Source organism: Bacillus sp. Bwzl_19 (genome assembly GCF_054900515.1).
On sequence record NZ_CM142729.1, the window covers coordinates 1,174,662 to 1,197,118 of the forward strand.

A 22,457-nucleotide genomic window follows, 5' to 3' on the forward strand; every position below is an offset into this window, starting at 1 on the left:
TAAATGAATGGTTACAGCATTTTTTTCAGCGCCGGCGTTATGAGCGGCTGCCAGTAAGTCCACTTATGATCCCCGTCGAAGGTTTCATACGTGTATTCAGACTGTTTGCTTTCCAGCAGCTGTTTGAGCTCTTCGTTCGGCGCGGTGAAATCAAGAACCTGGCCGTCCGTTGTGTGAACGTCGGTTTCTTTTTCTCCGATTTGATGATAAACGGAAATCTGTTTGAGATCCTCCGACTCCCGGACGGCATCCAGGACGTGCCCGTCAACATACGGAGACTGCATGATGACGTTTCCGAACATGTTCGGATAGTCAATCGCCGTCATGAGCGAAACGGTTCCGCCGAGGGAATCCCCGATCATCGTGCGGCCGTATCCGACTTGATAAGTCGGGTATTCTTTGTCGATAAAAGGAACGAGCTCATTTGCGATAAACCGTTTATATGAGGCGAACTTAGAGCCTTCGGGATGGTATGTGTCTCTTCGCTCCCGCACATTTTTATAGGGGACGCCGATAATGATGCAGCGGTCAATTTCCCCCTTTGACATGAGCTCTTCCGCCTGCCGCCCGATTTTCCCTAATCTGAAGTAATCATGGCCGTCCTGGGCGATGACCGTATGATATTTATACAGGGGGGAGTAGGTGTTTGGCAGGTAGACCAGAACGGTCATTTCTTCTTCAAGCTCACGGGAGAAAAGTTTTTTCTCATGAATGATTCCGTTTTTCGGTGCCACTTCGCATTCCTCCAGGCCGCTTCTTGTCTTAATGGTTTTTCCCTATTGTACCATGAATTATTAGAAATTTCTTTCTTCAGATGCACTTCTTGAGAGAGTTCAGAAAATCAAAAAGTTGTTGAAATTCATTTTATAGTGAGTTAATATAGAACAATCAGAAAATACAAAACAATATTCTTATCACGAGAGGTGGAGGGACTGGCCCTTTGAAACCTCAGCAACCGGTTTGCTTTGCCGCAGGAAGGCAAAGTGCCAAGGTGCTAAATCCAGCAAGCGATTCACATGCTTGGAAGATAAGAGGAAGAGAAAAGCTCCTTCTTCTTATGAAGAGGGAGCTTTTTTATTTTTGAAAAAGGATGGTGCCTGCTGATGATGCAGCATGTTGAAACAAAATTAGCCCAAATCGGAAATAGAAGCGAAGAAGCAACGGGAACGGTCAGTCCGCCGATTTATCTGTCCACCGCTTACCGCCATAGAGGAATAGGAGAATCTACAGGCTTTGATTACGTGCGCACGAAAAACCCGACTCGCCAGCTCGTTGAAGACGCCATCGCCGTGTTGGAGAACGGTGCGAGAGGCTTTGCTTTCAGCTCGGGAATGGCAGCCATTCAAACCATTATGGCTTTATTTAAAAGCGGGGATGAATTGATTGTATCCTCCGATTTATACGGAGGCACTTACCGTTTGTTTGAAAATGAGTGGAGAAAATACGGGTTAAGCTTTATTTATGATGATTTCAGTGATGAAGACTGTTTACGCTCCAAAATAACGGAAAACACGAAAGCTGTATTTGTTGAAACGCCGACAAATCCGTTAATGCAGGAGGCGGACATAGAAAAAATCGCTCGGATTACGAAAGAAGCCGGCCTGCTTTTGATTGTGGATAATACGTTTTACACCCCGGTGCTCCAGCGTCCGCTTGAACTGGGAGCCGACATCGTCATTCACAGCGCCACAAAATATTTAGCCGGGCACAATGATCTCCTTGCCGGTCTGGCTGTCGTAAAGGATGAAGAGCTCGGCGACGTCATGTTTAATCACCAAAATGCGATCGGCGCCGTTCTCCCGCCGTTCGATTCGTGGCTTTTAATGAGAGGGATGAAAACACTCGGACTCAGGATGCGCCGTCATGAAGAAAACGCCCGTGAACTTGCGGAATTTTTAGAAAAAGAAGAGGAAATCGCCGATGTGTTATATCCCGGAAAAGGCGGAATGCTGTCTTTCCGGCTGCAAAAAGAGGAATGGGTCAATCCGTTTTTAAAGGCGCTGAAAACGATCTGTTTTGCAGAAAGTCTCGGAGGGGTGGAAAGCTTTATTACATACCCCGCGACACAGACGCACATGGACATTCCGGAAGATATCCGCATCGCAAACGGCGTCTGCAACCGTCTGCTGAGATTTTCAGTGGGAATTGAATATGCAGAAGATTTGAAGCGGGATGTAAAGCAGGCATTACAGCAAGTAAGAGAGGGGGCCGTGTCGCATGAGTAATCACAATTGGACGCTGGAAACCAAGCTTGTGCACAATCCATTTAAAACAGACGCAGCCACCGGAGCCGTCAGCGTGCCGATCCAGCATGCTTCCACATTCCATCAGTCATCATTTGAGGAGTTCGGGACATATGATTACAGCCGTTCCGGCACACCGACAAGAACAGCGCTTGAAGAAACAATTGCGGGTCTTGAAGGCGGAACGAGAGGTTTTGCTTTCAGCTCCGGAATGGCTGCGATTTCGACGGCATTTCTGCTCTTATCCCAAGGCGACCATGTGCTCGTCACGGAGGATGTTTACGGCGGAACATTCCGAATGGTGACTGAGGTGCTGTCCCGCTTCGGAATCGAACACACCTTTGTCGATATGACGGACACAGAAGCGGTCGCCTGCGCCATCCGGCCGAATACGAAAGCCATCTATATGGAAACACCGTCAAATCCGACGCTCGGCATAACGGATATTAAGGCCGTCGTCCAACTGGCAAAGGATCACGGCTGTCTGACATACCTTGACAATACATTTATGACGCCTGCGCTGCAGCGTCCGCTTGACCTCGGCGTAGACATCGTGCTTCACAGCGCGACGAAATTTTTAAGCGGGCACAGTGACGTCCTGTCAGGGCTTGCCGCCGTAAAGGATGAAGAGCTCGGCAATCAGCTGTATAAGCTGCAAAACTCGTTTGGAGCGGTGCTTGGCGTTCAGGACTGCTGGCTCGTATTGAGAGGATTAAAAACATTACAGGTAAGACTGGAAAAAGCGAGCCGGACGGCTGAACGGCTGGCTGCCTACTTTCACGGGCATCCCGCCGTCAAAAACGTTTACTATCCGGGGCTTGCCGGACACCCGGGAGCCGACACTCATAAACGGCAAGCGAGCGGAGCGGGCGCCGTTCTGTCCTTTGAACTGGAAAGCAAAGAAGCCGTCAAAAAGCTGGTCGAAAACGTATCGCTTCCTGTATTCGCCGTCAGCCTCGGCGCCGTCGAATCCATTCTCTCATACCCTGCTGCCATGTCGCATGCCGCCATGCCGAAAGCAGAGAGGGAGAAACGCGGCATCACAGACGGCCTCCTGCGCCTGAGCGTCGGAGTCGAAAACGCCGAAGATTTGGAACGCGATTTCGAGCAGGCGCTGAAAAAAATCGCCCCCGCCGGAGTGAGATCATAAACGAAAAGGGTGACGCCAAATTTGCGCGGCGCCCTTTTTTTATTTTTGATAAAAAAAGTGTTGACGAACGGATAACCAGGATATATAATTATAAATGTCAGAGAGACAACAACATACCCAGCAACACATACATATCATGATTCCGTAGCTCAGCTGGGAGAGCGCTACCTTGACAGGGTAGAGGTCGCTGGTTCGAGCCCAGTCGGAATCATCAAGGGTTTCAGCGTGTTGGACACTTACTCGTGTCACACTGGAGTCACAAAAAAGAGGAGTCACAATTTAATGTGATTCCTCTTTTTGTTTGCCTTGTAAGATGCCACTGATAAATGTGGAAGCATCCTTCTGCATGTTTGGCATTAAATGTGAATAGGTGTTAAGTGTAACCTGGATATCTTTATGTCCTAACCTTTCTTGAACAACTTTAGGATGAAACTTTGTTAACAGTAAGGATGCATGAGAGTGTCTAAGGTTATGGAATGGGATATCAGGTAAATCAAGCTGCTTTAAATAAGCTTTGAACTGTCTTAAAAGGTTTCTTGGATTGATTGCATTCCCTGTATCTGTACATACAACTAAATCTCGGTCTGTATAGAGCCCTCCGCATAAGTTCTTCTCTTTCAGTACACGGCTTCGTTGTTTCTTCAGTATATGGATATCATGTTCTGATAAGTCGATGGTGCGTGTGCTTGTCGATGATTTTCCACCGTATTTTGTTTGGCCGCCAGAGTGTTCTAATGTTTGAACAATTCTCAAAACACCATTATTGAAGTCTATATCCTTAAAACGTAAACCTAAAATTTCACCTTGTCTAAGCCCGAAAGAAATCGCTAACCAAAATGCGATATAGTAACGACTGTTTTTAGTGTGATCCAGGAATAAAGACATCTGTTCCGCTGACCAAACTTCAACTTCTTTACGCTTAACTGATGGCTTCCTAACTTTTTCAACTGGGTTCTTTTTAATAAACTCATCTTGGACAGCTGTTTTCATTACATTGTTGAGTACGTGATATATCTTCTTTATTGTGGCAGCTGATAAGCCGGCATTAACTAACCTTGTTATAAATGCTTGTACCTTTTGAGTTGTTATATCGCTTAGTTTCATGCTTCCAAAGGCGGGGAGTATATGATTTTTCAAATTATAATGATAAACCTTTAGAGTTTGGTTGCTTACATCTGGAGTTTTGATGTTAAGCCAATACTCAACCAATTCCTTGAAGGTTGAATCATTATCTTTAAGAAGATCCCCAGAGTGATATAACTGGAGATCTTCTCTTAATGCTTCTTCTGCATCTTTCTTTAACTTGAACCCACTTCGTTTACGCTGCTTCCGTCTGCCGTTCTCGTCTTTCCCTATATCAAACACATAGTACCAATTGCCGTTTCTCTTATCTTTTTTTACTGATGCCATTAATCGTTCTCCTTTTTATTTTTACCAGCTAGGGCGCTCTCCCCACCCGGTATTGCTTTTTTCGTAACCTTCTTTTAATGCACTGATAACATGTTCCTTAGCGTCTTTATTGAACTTTGTTATATCTTTACGGAATAAAGAAACTAGAAATCGGAAGTTATCAGGGGAATCTCCCATTGATAACATCAGCTTATGAAGATTTTCGATGACTGTGCCGAATTCACTAGGATTTATCGTATAGTACCAATCAAGGTCGTTTTTAATCTCATTTATTTTTTTATTTATCATTTCATCATAGCTTGCATGTTGCTCTTGGATTCGTATAGCTTCAGCTTGTTCAAGTAAGTGTTTTTGGTACTCAGGATCATTCATTAACTCAATTTCCCGTTCGATCCAGGCTTCTTCTGCTGCCTTTTCAGCTGCTATTTTTTCAGGAGACTTAAAACCAAGAGCTTCTAAGTACATTTCTAAATTCTCTTCTGCGATTCCGAGCTTTCTAAATAGTTCTAATAATGTGTTGTAATCCGGATTCTTGTTGTGTCCATTTTCAATTTGACTAATGTACGCTCCGGACTTACCTAACGATTTTGATAGCTCTTGAGAATTGATCTTCTTTTTCTTCCTATAGTATTTGACCACTGATCCTAACTTGTTTTCTTCATCAATCTTAATATTATTATCCATGATTATAATGTCACCTCAAAAATAATCATAACATATGGTGAATAAAAAGAATATATTTATTATTTTCTTATGGATTACGATAAAACTTTAATAAAAATAAAAAACTTTCATGAAAAGTATTGAAATATTAATGAGTGTGGTTTATGATTGGATTAACCCGAAAAGGAAAGGGTTAAACAGGAAACAGAAGAGAGGTGGACGGATGAACCAAGAGGAACTAAACCAAGAGCAACTGGAAGAAATCTTCAAAAAGGTTGCGCTTGATGTTCAAGATATTCGCAAAATTACTGGGGCTGGAAGAGATACAGCATATGCCCTTTGTAAGAGTGGGAAATTTCACGCAGTGCGGGTAGGGAAAAACAGAATCAAAGTACCAACAGAAGGTTTCAAAAAATGGTGGTACGGTGAGCAACAAATCGCTCAATAGGACATAACAGCAACACCGCAATACATAATCGCAATACATAACTTGTTCCATAAAACTGGAGGATGAACTATAATGAGATCATATGTTCTGTGTGAACTAAAAGAGATCCTATATTCAGATTCGGGTTAGTGGTGACATCGCCACTGTCTGTTGCTCTGAATTAGTGACACACTACAGGGGGTTATTCGGATGATAGCAAAAGAGAGAGAAGCTAAGAAACCAGAAGTAGATGCAAAGGTACGTCTTGAAATGTCAGATATTAATGAACAGTATGAACAAACTGACGCATTAATTGATCAATTAATCAACAGTAGCTGTTCGATTGAACGTGAATGGGCAGCAATGTATCAGATCAAACGTAAGCAAGACAGAGGCGAAATAAACGCACATCAGGCGCTTAAAGCAATTGGGAAGCTTGATCCCAAGTCTCAAGAAATGCGTGTATTCACTTACATAATTCCGTTGTATTACTACCTTAGAATGGCTGAATACTCAAATCTTGCAGAAATGTCGACAGTTGTTGATCTTGATTTTATTGAAAACAATGAACAGATTAAAAGCTCCTTTTATAACCGTCTGATGGCTTTGTTGGGCGCTTCAGCATTCAGTCAGAATAAAATGACTCAAGCTCGTTTTTATTGCTCATACGGCATTAATGTAACGAATATTGATAGGCTTGTCGCTTATAGCTATCTAACTTTGGGTAACACTTATTTGCTTGATGATTATGAAAAAGCAAAAGAATATTACCTGGCCGGTTTAAAACATACTGAGAATAACCCCTTGGCAAAATTACAGCTAACTAGAAGCCTTTGTTTCTTGGAAAACCATTGGAATCAAGAGAACTTTTGGCTAAACCCTGATTCAAATGAAGTTACAGATATCCAAGAAATTGCACATTATCACATCAAAAAAAACAACTTGCAACAGGCTAAAGAAATATTGGAGAACTTAGAGCAGCAACCGAATATTCATAATGACTTTGGCATTCATTTTTATCTAAAAGGACTAGCTTATGAAGATAAGAGATTCTTTTATGAGTCTATAAAACACTTTAAGCTGTCCGGCGATCTATACAGCGTACGCTTACCTTTGGATAAATTAAGGGAAATGGGTGAGGACGAGCAGATTTTGGATTTACTTGCCCTTTAAATCGCGCGATATCACTTGAAAGGAGGTGAAAACTATATGAAAAAAGTATTTATCGGTCTTACTATCGTAGCTTCATTGGCTGTTGGTTTCGTTGCAGGTCAACAAACAACTATTCATAGCGCATCAGGGGAAGGAACATTCCATGTAGCAGGTTTTGGACGTGGTGCGTAAGCATTACATATCCATTTGAAGGGGTGAGCGATTCGTTCACTCCTTCTCATTACATATTTTTAGGATAAAAATAAAATAAGTGAATAAAAGGAGAAATGTTATGACAAACGAATTATCAACAGAGTTCAAATATGATTTAGTCGATCAATCAACAGCTGAATTTCTGAAACAGAAAGAATTCAACATGCGTGAGATTGTAGGCAAGGCTTATACCGAGCTAGGAAGAGAGCTGAAGGAAGCGCAAGAAATGCTCGCTATGAATGGGTACGGGTGTTTTGAGGAATGGTGTATGTCTATAGGAATTAATAGAAAGGCAGTTAATAGGTTAATACAACGATATGAATTGATTGTGACAAATTGTCACAATCAAGAATTAATAGAAGACCTACCTGTTTCTCTAACATATGAAATAGCTAAACCTTCATCAGAATCAACAGAGTCAAAGAAACAAGCTAAGGAAGCAGTCCTAAAAGGTGAAGTCAAGACATTAAAGGAATACAAAGAGCTTGAAGCTAAGTTGAGGAAAGCTGAAGAGGATAATAAGAATCTTAGTTATGAATTAAGCCAAGAAAAGAAGAACAGGACAGTTGTTGAAAAAGTCATTGATAACACTGACTACAAACAAATAGACACATTAAAAAAAGAATTAGAGTACAAAAATAAAAAATATGAAAACTTATCAAAACAAAAAATGATCTTAGAGCAACAACTTGAAAGCAGTGATGTGAAAGTAAAAGAATACGAGGAGCTAACAAACAAATTAAAGGCCGTAACAAGAGAACAGGATGATCTAGGGAGACAAGTTGAGGCCACTTCAGAGCTTTCTGAAATGGTTTGGGAGATTGAAAAACTACTAAAAGGTAGTTTAGCGCCTGTAAAGTATGCAAAGGCCATTAGGAATATGAGTGACAATCAAATTATAATGAACAATCTTGATTCTGTAATCGGGCATGTGGAATCCTGGTGCAAAGAAATGAGAAAAATTACGAATAAAAATAATATTATTGAGGTGGTTTAATGTGACGGAAGATATTTTTGATCTACAGGATGAGCTTAAAGAGGCTGAAATAAATTTAAAAGCTGTTGAAGAAAAACTAGTAGACCATGACATTCTAGTTCTGAGACGTGAGGAATTAAAGGAACAAATCACCGAAGTAAAACGGTTGATCTCTAATCATCCTGACAATAAAGGGGAGAGATGAGCGCTCTGATGAATTCGCATAAGAAACACCTTGAAGAAAAACAATGTTCCCTCAAGGTTTTGCAAAAACAAATTGATGAGGTATATGAATTAGAGCCAAGAAATGCACTCGAACTCGAACGAAAAAAGGTTGTATTGAAACGAGAAATTGAAGACTTAAAACAATTGATTAAAGGTGAAAACAGAACTGTATTAGACATTGTTATCAGTGGAATGCTTGATGGACAATACTACGAACATATGAAAAAAGTTTCTGGCTATACTGTGGATTACATAATTGATGACTGTATAGTCATGGAATATGTAGAAGAAACAATTACAAATGACTACTGGGAAAGAGTTAAGGCTATTAAGAATGAACTATGGAACAATATCCTAGAAGAGTCGCCATACTTGGAGAGTAGAGAAATTGATGAGCATGTATTTTATATTCCAGTGAGAAAGGGATATGAGGGTGAAGGGATAAGAAAATTTATTAGTGTTTTTCAAAATCTAATTGGCAATGAGATTACTCTAATATTCAAAAAGGAGAGTAATAGATGACAGCAAGAAGAAGTGTGCGTATCGACTTAGCAGCATCAGCAAACGGATTTAAACGGATCAGAGAAGATAAGTCGCTTTATTATAACCAAAAACATAATGCAATACTTAGCACGAATGGTCACATAGCAGAGGTTATTAGTCCTCAACCATATGATTCAGTGGTTATTGGGCTGCCTTACATATTGCGTGATGGTGTTTGCAAGAAAGTTACATACAGAAAATCAACGGAAAATTTAAAAAATGACATAAGAATAATGCTTGAGAACCTGGATAAATTCTCATCTAACGGTTTTCATCAAATGACTGTTACAGAACGATTTGATACCGGTTTAATCAAGCTATCTTCTTCATATTGTCCGGAAGCTTACGCTGATATATCGAAGTTTAACGGTAGGAATGTGGAGAGTGGGGAGCAACTGTGGTGCAAACTTGAAACAAATGAAAACAGAGCGCCGATTGTTACAGCTATTGAAAACAGTAAGCCGTCAGAATACTTGAATTTAATTTAAAAGGAGAGAATGCTTATAAAAATTGAGGTTTTAACATCAGGAAAAACGTTCAAGAATTATAAAGTGCTTTGCAGAGAACTTGGGCTAGAAGTAAAACGTTCAGGGGATAGTCGAAAAGCGCAGTTTAAAGAACTAGAACGGTACTGTACATATAGCAAAGTTGGTCATTCCATAATTATAGAGGAAGTCTTTGAGCAGCCTCTTCAAAAAATGAAACGGCAGGGGAATAACACTGTTTATAGTGAACTGTTACAGCTCCTTATATTGGATATGCTTGCCCAAAGCAAGAATGGAAACATGTCTATAAGTAAAGGACGATTAATAAAATCAGTGAGCTTGGTTAATCAAAATTATAAGTATTGCTTTGAAAAAAGAAAGTCTCTAGCTAGATATGCAAACACGGATACAGAAATTGTGAAAGATTTTTACGATAGTAGCAATAATAGCTTCAAGAAAGCGGTTGTACAAGCCCTAAACAAGTTAGTTGAGAAAAGGCTAATCATGTATGACGTTATTACTAAGGTTTGTGAAAAGGGGAAATTCAGACCACGTAAAGCGTCCTCGGCCGAGAAGAAAATGATTATGGCATGCGAGAAAAAAGTGCTTGATGAGCTTGGTTATAAAGAATTAAGTCATGTGCGTGTATCAAGGCACTGGAATGAATTTAAACGGAGATCGGAGACTCTATTAAAAGAATGTAGCAATCTCAAATATTACTTTGCTGCTTATGACATCACCGCAAATGATAAATACATTGAAAATGAGTGTGAGGAGCTCATTGGTTTTCTGTTGAAAGAAATTGAGCGGGTTGACTATAAGGAGAAACTGAATCATACAGCTTGTTCAAAGTTATTGAAAAATGCGGAAGGTAGACACAAAAAGTCGTATTCAATATTTAGAGAAAACAATTATAGAATCAGTGAAAATTACATTCGTGACTTCAAAAAGCTAATTGACCTCCTTATAAATGAGGACGCTGAGAGTATAAGCGATGAAATTGAACAGATGGAAGCCCAAGATGATCTATCCTATGATATAGCGCAGTCTTTGCCAAGTGGTCTATAAAAAGTAACGGTTTAAACTTCCTATAGTATAAACAAGAAACACAATAGGAACATTAAACCGTCAAATTTTTGAGTTTAAGTATTACATAGAAAAAAGAGTGTGAAACACCAGTCTGAAGGGGGTTTGGGGGATGGTTGGCTGTAAGGTTAATAATTTGGAGCGTAGCGAGGGATTATTAACCTAAAGCATCCCCCAAGTGTTCTTTGATCATTTGAAATTAAGAAGAGCCTAGATGTACAAAGTAAACTTTGTCCATCTTCTCATCATGATTAACAAGTTAATCATTCTTCGGAATAAACAATTGGAGGATTACTTATTGAAAAATGAAAATTTAACTAAATCAGTGTTCGTGTACTCTTTAGATTCATCTGCTTTTTATAATGATAAAGAAGAAAAATTAAATCAAGATTTGCTTCAACTTCGCCTTTATAAAAAGTTTTTGCAGAAGTTGGCTAAAAAAGTGGCAAAAATGAATGATTCAAATGTATCCGATATTCATTTAAATCTAACTGGTAAGCTCTTTGAGGAAGAAAGAAGCTTTAAGGAATTGGAACAATCGCTAATTACATATATCAAGAAAAAAGGTGAAAGTGAGTCCAGGCTTTCGAATGATATTGATGAGCTAATGGCCTGCAAATACAACAAAGCGAAAATCAACCGTCTTAAAAAAATTACTAACTGTTGGATTAACGAAAAGAAAGATGAATTAATTGAAGAGCAACAAAGTTTCAAAGGGACAAGAACCCTTAGAGGTGATTCGCTTAAAACAAAAGATGGAGAAGTTAGATCACAAAGGGTTATTTCTTTATTTGATTCAGTGCTAATTAGAACACTTGGATTGGACTACGATCAGATCACTGAGGAGATTATGATAGTTGAATCCTTTTACCATAACGTTTTTAGAAGCTTGGTTCAGAATGGTTATTATTTTAATAATGAAAAATACGTTTACTATGCTTCATCAGCAGGACAAATTAGACAAAAGAAGGGTGTATTCATCAAAGAAAAGACGTATCTGAAGAAGAAAAACACTCTGATGTGTGGGCTTAGTGAAGAGGTAATTAATTCTAAGGGCGGCATGAGCATTAACAAATGGATCGCTTACCTTGCCTTATCAAATAGCGCCAGTACATTATGGGAAGGGTTTAATATTGATGAGTGTATAGTTGTAAATGATTTTGAGACGGATGTGTCCACTGAGGTTGATTACATAAACGATGAAACATACGAAATTAAAAGAGAGTACAAGTCTATTCCAATAAATCATACGGATGGCTGTGGAATGATTCTCCCTGAGCTTTCGGAGAGTGCATTCATGTTTAGAGCCCCTTTTATGAAAGGAATGTTAGTCCCATTTCCATTTGATGAGTATTCTAAATTATGCCGGAAGACCAAAATTAAAGATATATACGGCAAGGAATGGGATATTGTTAAAGACGGTATTAAAATTATCCTAACGAAGAGTCAGTTTAAGCTCTGGAAACATTATGATTCATGGGATGATTACAAATCCAAATTTAAGAAGTATGAGTGTCAGGCAGCCAAGCTGAATGAAGAAGAGGATGAATTTAAAAACAGTGAACTTAATTATCAAATGATCCAGACACTAACCGACACGACAGATGAAGAATTAGATAAGCTTTCAGAAAACACAGTGAAGAGGATCCAAACGCTTTACAAAGATAAAGAATCAATGCTTGAGGTTATTGGAGCCGTTGAAAGCAATGCCCATAAAAATAACTTTCAGAAAGCTCATTTGATTTATCCTGAGTTGCTTAATGATAACCATTCAAAGGAGATTATTAAGAAGAATAAAAAGCGTTTGGTGAAGGAAGCAAAAGCAGGAAAAATTCTGCTAGAAGGCTCTCATTATACTTTTATTATTCCAGATTTGTATGCTGCTTGCGGTTATTGGTTTTGCGGTGATTCTGATCCAAAGGTTTTGCTAAATGACGGAGAGGTTAGTTGTAAGCTTTTTAATAATCAGCAAAAATTAGATGTGTTGAGGCCTCCTCATCTATCTAGGGAGCATGGCATTAGGATCAACAAGTTAAATGATGATCTTAAAGACTGGTTCATTACGAAAGGCGTGTATACGTCCACTAAAGATGCCTTGTCAAGACTTCTGCAGTTTGATGTGGACGGAGATAAAGCACTTTTAGTTAGCGACAGCACTTTTGTTGAGATAGCAGAAAGAAATATGAAAAATGATGATATCGTTCCTCTTTATTATGAAATGAAGACAGCAGAAAACCAAGAAATCAATAACGAGAACATCTATAAAAGCTTGGAACTGGCTTTCGAGGTAAATATTGGTGAATATAGCAATAACATAACCAAGGTGTGGAATAGTGATAAGGTTGATTTAGACGTGATCAAATGGCTTACAATGGAAAATAACTTTGAGATTGATTATGCCAAGACCTTATACAAACCAACCCGTCCTGAACATGTTAGTCAAAGAATTAATGGTTTCCTGAAAGGGACTTATAACAGGAAAGTTCCTCACTTCTTTATTTACGCAAAAGACAAGAAAAGAAAGAACGTCAGATCAAGAAATGATTCTGTAGTTAATCGGTTGGGTGAAAAAATACCGAATAACAGGGTGAACTTTAAGAGGCTGGCGGGAGAATTTGATTACACAAAACTGAAGAATGAGAATGCTACTCTTGGGCTTGATCAAGAGGTATTGACACGATTTAATGAACTCTACAAGTTGTATTCGAAGCAGCAACAGGAATTAGGTACAAAGGGAATTCTCCTGCAAATAAAAGATGAATTACTCAAAGATTATAGCAAAAAAAAGGTTGAAGATACAATGATTGTGACAGTCTATACAATGCTTGATCGTAATAAGCACTGGAAGGCCAAACAACAGAAAAAACAAAATGTTTCTCGTCAAGAAGCAGAATGGCATGTAACAAAAGAGATCAGAGAAACCTTGCTGAGTATTAGAGACAGCAGTTACATAACAGATATATTGGTGGAGTATCTATTCAATACTAAATGCTCTAAGCATAAGGATACACTATACAATTGTTTTGGGTATAACATTGTAAGGAATTTGAAAAAGAACATTCGCAGAGCTATTAAATGTGTTGATTGTGAGCGGGAAATCGAAAAGGGAACTAGGTGTGATAAGTGTCAAAAGGATAGGGAAAGAGAGTTAAATAAGCTGAGAAAACGAAAAGAACGTAAAAATAAAAAATGTCACGCTTAAATTACAAGAAAATAAATGAAGATGGATAAGCCCTTGATATACAAGGGTTTTTCCAGTTGTATAGTGATATCTATAATCTTCTTCTAGGGAAGAAAAAAGAAGTATTGATTTATGGATAATTATTTATACGGTTCCGTTATTATAATTTATCACAAAAATCCATACTATGCAATTTCGACCCAAACATTGTTTAATTCAACTTTGGACATCTATAGTCTTTTGGTTATTCCTCCTAAATAATCAAAGAATGCTGATCACTATGATCAGCCCCCCTTATTTTAGATAATTATTTCAAATAAAAATTTATTGATGGAAGGAGGACTATAAGTGGAAATTGATAGACATAAGCTATGGCTAGATATTCGCAAAAGAAGGTTAACTCAAACGGAAATTGCGAAAGAATGCGGTTGTGCTCAGTCAAAAATCAGCTCCTTTTTGAATTATGATTCAGATATGTCACCTGAGCTTATTCAAAGAATGAAAGACTTTGTCTACTCTAAGCCTGAGTATGAAAACGGAAAGCGTAGAGTAATCAAAGTGATCTAATTCTTTGTCGTTACTACATTAAACAGCATTGCGGAAACAATGTTGAAGAGATGTACAAGCCGACTCCAGCGACGTTAAATAAATGGTTTCGGGGTTTCATTAGTTTTACTCCTTTGATTTTATTTTTATTCTTATTCCGAGCCATTTTGGTTCGGGGTTTCTCCTTTTGACATGACTATGTGCGGGGCATCCTCAGTGCCCCCGTAATCGTGTTTAAATGAGAAAAAACAATTGGAGGAATAATAAAATGAAAGAAAATAAGGTTACTGATACGAAAATCCTCAAGTCAGGATATTACTGTAAGAAATGCGATTTGTTTTTTGAGAATACATGGGATATGGAATGCTACTGTCAAGGCGAAGGATGGTATAGAGCTAGTAAAGCGATTTTGATGTTAGAGAAGGTGCTCGGTAATGGAAAATAAAAAAGAACAACCAAGATGGGGCGAGCCAAATGAGAAGTTTCAAGAGTTGGTTAAAAATATTGATCCAGAAGTATTAAGAAAAGCGAATGAAAAAATAAAAGAGATGGCCAATGGTAAGCCTCTTTATAGATTTTAATTAAACATTTAGGAAGGAGGTGATGATATGAGCAAATTAGCAAATGACTTAATAGGCATTTTCAAGCTCGTTTCAAGAGACAGTGAGTTAATGAATCTTGCTTATTATAAAGAGTTGAGTAATCCAGCTAATATAGATGTGCAGCAAAGAGATGATTTTGATGACATCCTCAAAGGAATTATTGTTAGAGCTCCTAAATCTAACGATTTAAAAGAAGATGATCCTCAATGTCGGATCTGCATGTACTTTGGTAACGGCTATACTACACACAATAAGCGTATTACTTCCCAGGATGTAATGATTGACGTATACACCCATATTGATCATTTTGAAGACAATGATCCTAGAAGTCTCAAGATCATAGACCGGCTAATTGATATTGTTTACGATAAAAATGTTGCTGGTGTGGGTAAGGTTGCTAATATCAATAGAATGTTGATAGCTAATCCCCCTGATGGATACCTCGGTTATAAACTCATCTTTTCCTTTGGAGCTCCACAATAATGGAATATCCAAAGGACTTCTTTATTTTAGGTACTCCTATTTCAACAGATATAGGAGAGTGCCACTTCATTAGACTTAAAGATTATCCTCAGTTCGTAAATGATCTCTCTCAAATGGTTAAATCAAAATCTGAAATAATAGCTGAATTTCAAGAAAACAATAAATTTGGTCAATTGGATAGCTTGATCAATGATTTTAACGCTTCAACTTTGTTGGACATAGTTAATGTGATGGATCAGTTAAGAGCCTCTTACCAAAGAGTGTTTGCGAAGGTGTTTAATAACCCTGATGCGTTCCAAACTGTAGACGAGAAGAATTTTCACGATATCCGTAAGTTAATTCTTGATATGCATTGTTTAAAAGAAAAAAAGGTTAGCAAAAACTCTGAACTTGAAAAATTCAACAAGAAAAGTAGAGCGTTAAAACAGTCTGAGAACAATTATGATTTCTCGGATATTGTTAGTTGTGTTGTTCAATTTACTGGGTATTCATCCGCTGAAGTTCTTGAATTAACGCTTCCCCAACTTCACTCTCATTTTTTCAGAGGCGCTGCTTTTTTAAATAGCTCTGCTGCGATTGTACTCTCTACTGTAAGCCCGGAAGCTGCCAAAAACATTGGTTCTTGGAGTCAACATATTGATCTGTTTGAAGAAGAGAAACATTACATAACTGACAATGAAGCAAGAAAACTAGAGAAACTTTTCTCTGACTAAAATTAAATTTTAAGGTGGAATACGATTAATGAGTAAAAAGACAGTAATTCATGATGTATGTAACGTTGTTATGAAAAGAAAATCTGACGGGAAAGTTATTGCAACTGCTGAAGCACAAACAACTAGCCTGTCTCAAAGTATCCAGGAAGACTATTTAAAAGGCGGATGGGGAAACCAAAACCTTTATCAAATTAAGTCCGACAAGAATATTACAGGAACAATCAAAAATGCTTTCTTTAGCTTGGATTGGTTGGCCATGCAGCAAGGAGTCAAGGTTGAAAATGGAACGGTGCAAGTATGGGAGGATGAGACGCTTACTGTTGAGTCAGATGGAAAAGTAACTCTTAGCAAGACTCCAGTTGATACAGTTTCTTTCGAGAATAGCGAAGGAGAGTCTTATCTTATGGAAACTGAATCCACAGAAGCTCAACTCCCTACAACTTTTGCAAAAGAGGGTGCGAAAGTTAAAGCACGATATAAAATTGATGCTGAAGGCGAAATTGTTGAAATTAAGGCTGATACATTCTCTGAAGCTTATGAGATGGAATATCACACTTTAGAGTACGATCCAGAAACTGAAACAATTCATAGTGACCTTTATATTCAGTTCGATAAAATCTCTCCTTCTGGTGAAGCAGAGCTAAACTTTGAAGCCGGCAACGCAATTACACCTGAAATCAAATTCACAGCGCTTGCAGTTGATAATTCTCTTGGGCGTTTCATTCGGGTTAAACGTAAAGCAGACGGATCGAAAGGTGAAAAACCTACTGAGTCTCCAAAGCAAAGCGTTGATCTTGGCGGCGCAAGTGCATAAGGGAGGCGTTGAAGATTCCTTTCTTAAATAAAGATGGAACTACGCTTACCTCTGCAAAAGATGATGGTACTGGCAACCCTATAACGCCTGTATCAATTGAACATTCAACTATTCCATTAGAGGTTGATCTTAAAACTGATCAGCCTCTTGATGTTAATGTTGCAAACAAATCATCTATTCCAGTTCTTGTGAGAAACACAGTTCCTATTAAAACTCAGATCCAAAAGTCATATGAGGAATCTGTCTTAACAGATAATGATACTGTGGCAGTTGGTGCAACAAAGTCATATACACTTGATCTTGTCGAGAGTTTAGGAGTGTTTAGAGCTTATGGCGTTGCTCTGTACACAACACAGACTGACAGCGCAAATAGCAAAGTTACAGTCAGTGCTTATTCTGTGCCGAAGAGTATTCCTTTTTATTCATCAACATCAGCAAGTGACAGCACAACTTTAATCAGTAATGCTGCATTTGTTTCAAACTATCCAATCCAAAAACAGTTGCCCTTCGTTTGTCCAAAGGTGCTATTGACAGTTAAGGCATCTGGAACTGTTGATATTACTGGTTTTAAATTGATTGTTTGGGGGATGGAATAATGACTTTTAATGATGTATGCGGAAAGTTTAAAAAGGTTGATGGTATTGAAGATGCGTATTTACTGCTTTCAGAGGAGGACAATTATTACATAAGCCTGAGTGATTTTGAAAAGCTCTTTGAAGAGGATTTTGACGAAGAGCATCCATATGAATCACTTTCAGTAGCTTCTGATAATTCTCCAGCCTGGAAAGACATTTGGGACGATATTTGGACGGAAGACCTTTAATAAGGTCTTCTTTATTTAGGAGAAATAATCAATGTCTAATTCACAATTTATAGGCCAGCTTAAACAAAACAATATACAAATTAATAATCTTAAAGATCAATTTTTCAGAACTGAAGCACATATGTCAAATCATGAGAAACGCTTGAATGACAAAGTTGATGATTTCATGGAGAAGCAGAATTTCGATTTAAAAATGCACACTCTGAACACTGAGAATCCCCATCATGTCACAAAAGAACAAGTCGGTTTATCAAACCTAATCAATGAAGAACAGGCCACCAAAGAGGACTTTAACATTCATTTGAATGATAAAGAAAATCCCCATTCAGTTACTAAAAGCCAAGTTGGCTTGTCTAGGGTCGATAACATTCAGCAAGCAGCAAAAACTGATTTTGATGCCCATTTAGAAGATAAAGACAACCCACATGGTGTAACAAAAGCACAAATAGGGTTATCAGCCGTAACTAACGAAGTGCAAGCAAAGAAAGCGGATTTTGACAAACACACCTCAGATACCTCAAATCCTCACAAGGTAACTGCTGAACAGGTTGGGCTTGGGAATGTAGACAATGTAAAGCAAGCTGCTAAAAGTGACTTTGATACACATACAAATAATACAGATATTCATGTGACTAAGAATGAGAAAGATAGATGGAATGGAGCCGTCAAATATGCCAACATAATGCTAAAGAATGGAGCTACAGTAGGCACACGAACGCCCATTTACGCAAAATGGGGAGCGCTGTTAGTTTTAAGAGGTCATGTTAGAACTGAACCAGAAATTGTGTTCGGCTCAATACCTGCAGAATTAGTACCATTTGGCGGTGCTGTAAAATCAGTGCCACTTAGCGGAACAGGTGGAACAGCCAATCTGATAATTTACGATAATGGTGATTTGAAAATAAAATACCCTGACCCAGCTGACTCAAACAAGATGGGCGGTGGCTACTATCTGGACGTAGTCGTGGGCTTTCAAGAAGGAGACATAACATGATTCAGGTTTATGAGTATGATGAAAATTTCATTCTAACCAAACCCGTTATTATTGAACCGGATGAAGAAGGAAACTATACAATCCCTGAGTACTGCACAGACGTTCAGCCGCCTTCTTTTATAAAGGCGATGTATCATCCATCAGATAAGTTATGGACAGAAGCCGCAACGGAGGAAGAAAAAGAGGAACTAGAAAAACAAATTGAAAATGGGCAGGTACCTTTACCGGTTGACCTTTTGAAAATGCAGAATGCTAAATTATCGTTACAAGTGGCTGCTGCTGAAAAGGAAAATGCTCAACGACGCCAAAGAGAAGCTGATACAGCTCTATTAATCTCACAACTACAAAAAGATATTACTGACTTGAAGGAAGGTAAGTAAATGGCTTCATACCCCGAATTTGCAGATATTAAGCAGTTCTATGACTGGAAGTGTTATACGGACGCCGATATTAGGACGTATGTTGAAATAGACTGGATTACCCCCGAACAGTACGAAGAAATTGTAGGGAAGCCTTACGAAAACAATGAAAGCAAAGGAGAAATTAAATGACATCGAAAAAATTAAGTGTATCAGGTGTAAAGACACTATCAAAAAGTGTTGATAAGAAACAAAAGGTTCAGATCAATGATGAGTATCATGTATACATCTATCCTCAGTTTGGTATGTTCAAGTTACAAAAGATGTTTGAGAATTTTGTGAAAGCCCTATTAGAAGCTGAAGAGCAAGGTATTGATTCGAGTAAGATCAGCATGAATGATTGGTTAAGTTTTAATGTCGTGAAGGAGTTCAGTGACTTGGATATTCCTGATGATACTAAGAAACAGTTTGAGTTTTATTACGAGTTAATGAACACTGACCTTCTTTATCCAATCTTTAATAAATTTCCTATAGAATCACTTGAAAAAATAAACATCATAGCTAATAGACTTCGATCCAATTTTGAAAAATTAGGATCTGCTAAGTCTGAAGAGTTTGAACAGATGATTATTAATACAGTAGCTGAACTAGAAGAAAAATGACCATTCAGATTTAAACAAAGTCGATTCGCGAGCGACTATAAATGTCTAAACAAGGACAGAAAACAACATGCAGGATATATTAGCACCCCCCTTTCATGCTAGAAAAAAGTGAAAAATAAGGATAAAAATAAAATAAATTATCTTTACTATAGTCAATATAAGTGTTATAATTAAGTTAAGAAAGGAGGGGAAATGAGTATGGAAAAGTTAGAGCTTATCCTTCGGGACTTGGCTTGGGTGGTTGCAATCCTAGCAGGAATAACAACCATGATCAAGAACATCAAGGACTTGAAGGCAAGCAAAAACAAAAAACGACGTTCTCCCGCCAAGAAGAAACGTCGCTCATAAGCTAGAGGGGATTTATTCCCCTTCTCTTATTATAACACTTTTCATTCCATACTCAAAACACATGAAAAAATTGAATGACGGTTTAACGGTAGTCTTTTTCATTCTGTTCATTATGCTGTTTTCGAATTTTGATTATGCTCATCTCAGCACCTTAGATATACTAACAATGGTATTAGCGTTAATCTGGTTGATACTCACAATAATAAACATTATTCTTAGGTGGAGGAATCATCGAAATGACTAAGATTGTTTTTGACAGCGTTGATGACTTGAAGGATTTTATAGCAAAAGAAATTTTAACTACGTCTGAAGCGCTTGATATAATCGGTTGTAGTCGTCAAAATTTAAAACAGTTGGTCGATCATAAAACATTAGTACCCATTAAAACAACAAGTCGAGATCGTTTATTTTTAAGAGAAGATATTGAAAGTTATAAAAGGAAAAGGTAAGGCATCCGCAGCAACGGGTGCTTTTTTATTTGTGTTATGAAGCGAGACAAATAAATAAAACAACATACAACGGAGGAATTTAAAAATGAGTACAGCTAAAAAAATAGGTCGAATTAAAACAACTTTAGAAGTGGACATGTATCTTAGAGTATGCGGGTATGAACCATATACTATGATTGATTCCAATAAAGAAGAAAGAGTTCTATATGGAGTTAAGCACGCTATTTATTTCCTTAATCCAGACACACAAGAAGTGGTCAGTAAAAATCAAGCGAATACCCTAGTTGATGCTGAAGAACTAGACTTTACTGAAGGTGAGACTAAACTGGCAACATTTAAAAGGTATTTTACAGAGAAGGCGTTAGAAGTATATAAGAACGATTTTGTAGAAGATGAACTGGCTTGCTGTAAAAGGTGTGGAGAACCTGAAGGATTACATCAAATTGAATCTGGGGTTGTGTATGCCAAATGCAAGTGCGATCTTAAAGCGTTTTTATCACAAGAGAAATGTAAAAAATAAAGTAGGTGTAAAATCTATTATGCTTGATGAAAGAAAGTTAAAAGCGATTGAATTATTAGTGGAAGGAAAGTTGAATAGGACTGAGATTGCTAAGGAAGTAGGAGTGACAAGACCGACTCTGTATAACTGGGAAAAGGAAGAAGAATACTCGCAGGAGTACGACAGACTTTTACATTACAAAAAACTTTCAGTTAGACGTGAAGTAAGTCGAGACACAAAAGCCTTCTTTGAAAATTTAAAAAAGATCAGCGAATCATCCACAAATGATAATGCAAGGGTGAAGGCTACACAGTTATTACTTGCATACACTGAGGGTAATCCAGAGAATATTTTAAATATCAAAGATGATCGAAGCAATGACAATGTATCAACAGATGTATTGGATAAGGAAGAAGAAGAGTGGACGGCTTCAAAGCTATCTGAAGACCAATAAAAAGACCCTAAGCTTTTATTAATTGGCTAGGGTCAGCTGTGCTTCATATTCTTTTATCACTTTATAGAAAGTATTCTTAGTAAGCTGTAAGTCTTTAGCGAATTGAACACCTGTAATCTCTTTGCTTTTCCATTTAGAGTAACCTGATTCAAGGGTGGATCGTTGCTCTTTTGTTAATGTGTTAAATCCCTTTTTTGGTCGTCCTAAGTGCTTTCCTTTTTCTTTGGCATCTTTGATTCCTTCTGCTTGTCTCTCTCTTATATCCTCCCTTTCCTTCTCTGCAAAGGCTGTAAGGATAGTCAATACAATCTTCTGTATAGCTTCTTTAAGAATATCGTCTTGATCTTCAGTTGAGTTGATCATTGGTTCTTTAATGAATTTAAGCTTAATGCCATTATCAATGAACCAATCGTATTCTTTTTGAGTCTCTTTCATGTTACGACCCATACGAGTGATCGAATCAAACACAACAGTATCACCTGTTCTTACAACTTGCTTGAGTGTTTTATATGCAGGTCTTTCGAAGTCTTTACCACTTTGTTTATCAATGAATAGATCACGTTCAGAAATGCCTTCTTTAAGCATATTGGTGATCTGCCTGCTTTCGTTTTGATCCTTTGAACTTACTCTTATGTAACCAAACATTTTAGAAGTCATCACTTGTCATCCTCTCATTTATTGTACCTTTATTATACCACTTTAGTTTGTAAAGGTCTATTATATTTTATAAACGTTTATAAAAATGAAACAAAACCTTTTTAAACGTGATGTTGCTGAGATAGACAGCGTTTATAAACGTATGCCTTTACAAACTATGGTTATGGTATAAGTAAGTCATTTTGTGAGTATAAAACCACCAGAATAGAATCCTCTCTAAAAGGCATTTACAGGCTAAATAAGCATTGATGCGTAATCTGATACCTATAGGGCTAAATGTGTTTAAAACGCACTAGAAAG

The 22,457-nt window shown here is 37.9% G+C and carries 30 protein-coding genes, 1 tRNA gene and 1 riboswitch; of the genes, 27 read left to right on the plus strand and 4 right to left on the minus strand.

The window, feature by feature from the left end:
- Nucleotides 1–11 precede the first annotated feature (11 nt).
- On the minus strand, nt 12–734 hold the full coding sequence (locus ACW5MY_RS06180) for an esterase family protein (RefSeq protein ID WP_013351869.1): 723 nt from the start codon (nt 732–734) through the stop codon (nt 12–14).
- 174 nt (nt 735–908) lie between these two features.
- Nucleotides 909–1,034, plus strand: a riboswitch (SAM riboswitch).
- A 69-nt stretch (nt 1,035–1,103) separates the two neighbouring features.
- On the opposite strand from ACW5MY_RS06180, the gene ACW5MY_RS06185 reads away from it, so the two are divergent.
- The 3 genes from ACW5MY_RS06185 to ACW5MY_RS06195 all read left to right on the plus strand — a co-directional run bounded on the left by ACW5MY_RS06185 (nt 1,104) and on the right by ACW5MY_RS06195 (nt 3,604).
- Nucleotides 1,104–2,225, plus strand: coding sequence for a methionine biosynthesis PLP-dependent protein (locus tag ACW5MY_RS06185; protein WP_014470603.1), 1,122 nt, complete (start codon nt 1,104–1,106; stop codon nt 2,223–2,225).
- A complete protein-coding gene (gene metC, locus ACW5MY_RS06190) occupies nt 2,218–3,393 on the plus strand; it encodes a cystathionine beta-lyase (protein ID WP_013351871.1) in 1,176 nt (391 codons plus the stop codon). Before ACW5MY_RS06185 ends, metC begins: the two co-directional genes overlap by 8 nt.
- Before the next feature lie 138 nt (nt 3,394–3,531).
- Nucleotides 3,532–3,604, plus strand: a tRNA-Val gene (locus ACW5MY_RS06195).
- A 68-nt stretch (nt 3,605–3,672) separates the two neighbouring features.
- Here the strand turns inward: ACW5MY_RS06195 and ACW5MY_RS06200 are convergent.
- The gene (locus tag ACW5MY_RS06200) at nt 3,673–4,803 is read right to left on the minus strand and encodes a site-specific integrase (RefSeq protein WP_017417527.1); all 1,131 of its coding nucleotides are present in this window, start codon (nt 4,801–4,803) and stop codon (nt 3,673–3,675) included.
- Between the two features lie 21 nt (nt 4,804–4,824).
- On the minus strand, nt 4,825–5,487 hold the full coding sequence (locus ACW5MY_RS06205; protein ID WP_017417528.1) for a helix-turn-helix domain-containing protein: 663 nt from the start codon (nt 5,485–5,487) through the stop codon (nt 4,825–4,827).
- Between the two features lie 202 nt (nt 5,488–5,689).
- Between ACW5MY_RS06205 and ACW5MY_RS06210 the strand changes: the two genes are divergently transcribed.
- From ACW5MY_RS06210 to ACW5MY_RS06325, 24 genes are all read left to right on the plus strand, one after another.
- A complete protein-coding gene (locus ACW5MY_RS06210; protein WP_017417529.1) occupies nt 5,690–5,914 on the plus strand; it encodes a helix-turn-helix domain-containing protein in 225 nt (74 codons plus the stop codon).
- 189 nt (nt 5,915–6,103) lie between these two features.
- Nucleotides 6,104–7,066: an AimR family lysis-lysogeny pheromone receptor gene (locus ACW5MY_RS06215; protein WP_017417530.1), complete on the plus strand. Its 963-nt coding sequence runs from the start codon at nt 6,104–6,106 to the stop codon at nt 7,064–7,066.
- Between the two features lie 36 nt (nt 7,067–7,102).
- Nucleotides 7,103–7,237, plus strand: coding sequence for a lysogeny pheromone AimP family peptide (locus ACW5MY_RS06220; RefSeq protein WP_017417531.1), 135 nt, complete (start codon nt 7,103–7,105; stop codon nt 7,235–7,237).
- 100 nt (nt 7,238–7,337) lie between these two features.
- Nucleotides 7,338–8,255, plus strand: a complete 918-nt coding sequence (locus tag ACW5MY_RS06225) for a hypothetical protein (protein WP_017417532.1) — start codon at nt 7,338–7,340, stop codon at nt 8,253–8,255.
- Between the two features lies 1 nt (nt 8,256).
- Nucleotides 8,257–8,439 (plus strand): hypothetical protein, encoded by a 183-nt coding sequence (locus ACW5MY_RS06230; RefSeq protein ID WP_017417533.1) that lies wholly within the window; start codon nt 8,257–8,259, stop codon nt 8,437–8,439.
- A gap of 8 nt (nt 8,440–8,447) precedes the next feature.
- Entirely contained in the window at nt 8,448–8,981 is a 534-nt protein-coding gene (locus tag ACW5MY_RS06235) for a hypothetical protein (RefSeq protein WP_223255053.1), read from the plus strand.
- Complete coding sequence (locus ACW5MY_RS06240; protein ID WP_017417535.1) at nt 8,978–9,490, plus strand: hypothetical protein; 513 nt, start codon at nt 8,978–8,980, stop codon at nt 9,488–9,490. The genes ACW5MY_RS06235 and ACW5MY_RS06240 overlap by 4 nt, the downstream gene beginning before the upstream one ends.
- Nucleotides 9,491–9,499: 9 nt before the next feature.
- Nucleotides 9,500–10,555 (plus strand): hypothetical protein, encoded by a 1,056-nt coding sequence (locus tag ACW5MY_RS06245; RefSeq protein ID WP_017417536.1) that lies wholly within the window; start codon nt 9,500–9,502, stop codon nt 10,553–10,555.
- A gap of 316 nt (nt 10,556–10,871) precedes the next feature.
- Nucleotides 10,872–13,775 (plus strand): hypothetical protein, encoded by a 2,904-nt coding sequence (locus ACW5MY_RS06250; protein ID WP_025649596.1) that lies wholly within the window; start codon nt 10,872–10,874, stop codon nt 13,773–13,775.
- A gap of 327 nt (nt 13,776–14,102) precedes the next feature.
- The gene (locus ACW5MY_RS06255) at nt 14,103–14,321 is read left to right on the plus strand and encodes a helix-turn-helix domain-containing protein (RefSeq protein ID WP_014417453.1); all 219 of its coding nucleotides are present in this window, start codon (nt 14,103–14,105) and stop codon (nt 14,319–14,321) included.
- Nucleotides 14,322–14,734: 413 nt separating this feature from the next.
- Nucleotides 14,735–14,881 carry a hypothetical protein gene (locus ACW5MY_RS06260; protein ID WP_014417454.1) on the plus strand — a complete coding sequence of 49 codons (147 nt, stop codon included), beginning with the start codon at nt 14,735–14,737 and terminating at the stop codon, nt 14,879–14,881.
- Nucleotides 14,882–14,908: 27 nt separating this feature from the next.
- Nucleotides 14,909–15,385: a hypothetical protein gene (locus ACW5MY_RS06265; RefSeq protein ID WP_017417539.1), complete on the plus strand. Its 477-nt coding sequence runs from the start codon at nt 14,909–14,911 to the stop codon at nt 15,383–15,385.
- Nucleotides 15,385–16,098 carry a hypothetical protein gene (locus ACW5MY_RS06270; RefSeq protein ID WP_462061733.1) on the plus strand — a complete coding sequence of 238 codons (714 nt, stop codon included), beginning with the start codon at nt 15,385–15,387 and terminating at the stop codon, nt 16,096–16,098. The genes ACW5MY_RS06265 and ACW5MY_RS06270 overlap by 1 nt, the downstream gene beginning before the upstream one ends.
- 28 nt (nt 16,099–16,126) lie before the next feature.
- Nucleotides 16,127–16,912 (plus strand): hypothetical protein, encoded by a 786-nt coding sequence (locus tag ACW5MY_RS06275; RefSeq protein ID WP_286280998.1) that lies wholly within the window; start codon nt 16,127–16,129, stop codon nt 16,910–16,912.
- Nucleotides 16,913–16,926: 14 nt separating this feature from the next.
- On the plus strand, nt 16,927–17,508 hold the full coding sequence (locus ACW5MY_RS06280) for a hypothetical protein (protein WP_462061902.1): 582 nt from the start codon (nt 16,927–16,929) through the stop codon (nt 17,506–17,508).
- Nucleotides 17,508–17,735 (plus strand): hypothetical protein, encoded by a 228-nt coding sequence (locus ACW5MY_RS06285; protein ID WP_071347060.1) that lies wholly within the window; start codon nt 17,508–17,510, stop codon nt 17,733–17,735. The genes ACW5MY_RS06280 and ACW5MY_RS06285 overlap by 1 nt, the downstream gene beginning before the upstream one ends.
- A 31-nt stretch (nt 17,736–17,766) precedes the next feature.
- Nucleotides 17,767–18,729: a hypothetical protein gene (locus ACW5MY_RS06290; protein ID WP_462061735.1), complete on the plus strand. Its 963-nt coding sequence runs from the start codon at nt 17,767–17,769 to the stop codon at nt 18,727–18,729.
- Complete coding sequence (locus tag ACW5MY_RS06295; protein ID WP_462061737.1) at nt 18,726–19,109, plus strand: hypothetical protein; 384 nt, start codon at nt 18,726–18,728, stop codon at nt 19,107–19,109. The genes ACW5MY_RS06290 and ACW5MY_RS06295 overlap by 4 nt, the downstream gene beginning before the upstream one ends.
- On the plus strand, nt 19,110–19,280 hold the full coding sequence (locus tag ACW5MY_RS06300; RefSeq protein WP_053574406.1) for an XkdX family protein: 171 nt from the start codon (nt 19,110–19,112) through the stop codon (nt 19,278–19,280).
- Nucleotides 19,277–19,750, plus strand: coding sequence for a hypothetical protein (locus ACW5MY_RS06305; RefSeq protein ID WP_276123514.1), 474 nt, complete (start codon nt 19,277–19,279; stop codon nt 19,748–19,750). The genes ACW5MY_RS06300 and ACW5MY_RS06305 overlap by 4 nt, the downstream gene beginning before the upstream one ends.
- A gap of 198 nt (nt 19,751–19,948) precedes the next feature.
- Nucleotides 19,949–20,098 (plus strand): hypothetical protein, encoded by a 150-nt coding sequence (locus tag ACW5MY_RS06310; RefSeq protein WP_017417543.1) that lies wholly within the window; start codon nt 19,949–19,951, stop codon nt 20,096–20,098.
- A gap of 236 nt (nt 20,099–20,334) precedes the next feature.
- Complete coding sequence (locus ACW5MY_RS06315; protein WP_462061738.1) at nt 20,335–20,547, plus strand: helix-turn-helix transcriptional regulator; 213 nt, start codon at nt 20,335–20,337, stop codon at nt 20,545–20,547.
- Nucleotides 20,548–20,632: 85 nt separating this feature from the next.
- Entirely contained in the window at nt 20,633–21,067 is a 435-nt protein-coding gene (locus ACW5MY_RS06320; RefSeq protein WP_462061739.1) for a hypothetical protein, read from the plus strand.
- Nucleotides 21,009–21,500, plus strand: a complete 492-nt coding sequence (locus tag ACW5MY_RS06325) for a phBC6A51 family helix-turn-helix protein (RefSeq protein ID WP_462061740.1) — start codon at nt 21,009–21,011, stop codon at nt 21,498–21,500. Before ACW5MY_RS06320 ends, ACW5MY_RS06325 begins: the two co-directional genes overlap by 59 nt.
- Before the next feature lie 18 nt (nt 21,501–21,518).
- Here ACW5MY_RS06325 and ACW5MY_RS06330 read toward each other — a convergent pair whose 3' ends face one another.
- Complete coding sequence (locus tag ACW5MY_RS06330) at nt 21,519–22,157, minus strand: recombinase family protein (protein ID WP_462061742.1); 639 nt, start codon at nt 22,155–22,157, stop codon at nt 21,519–21,521.
- Nucleotides 22,158–22,457: the final 300 nt, after the last annotated feature.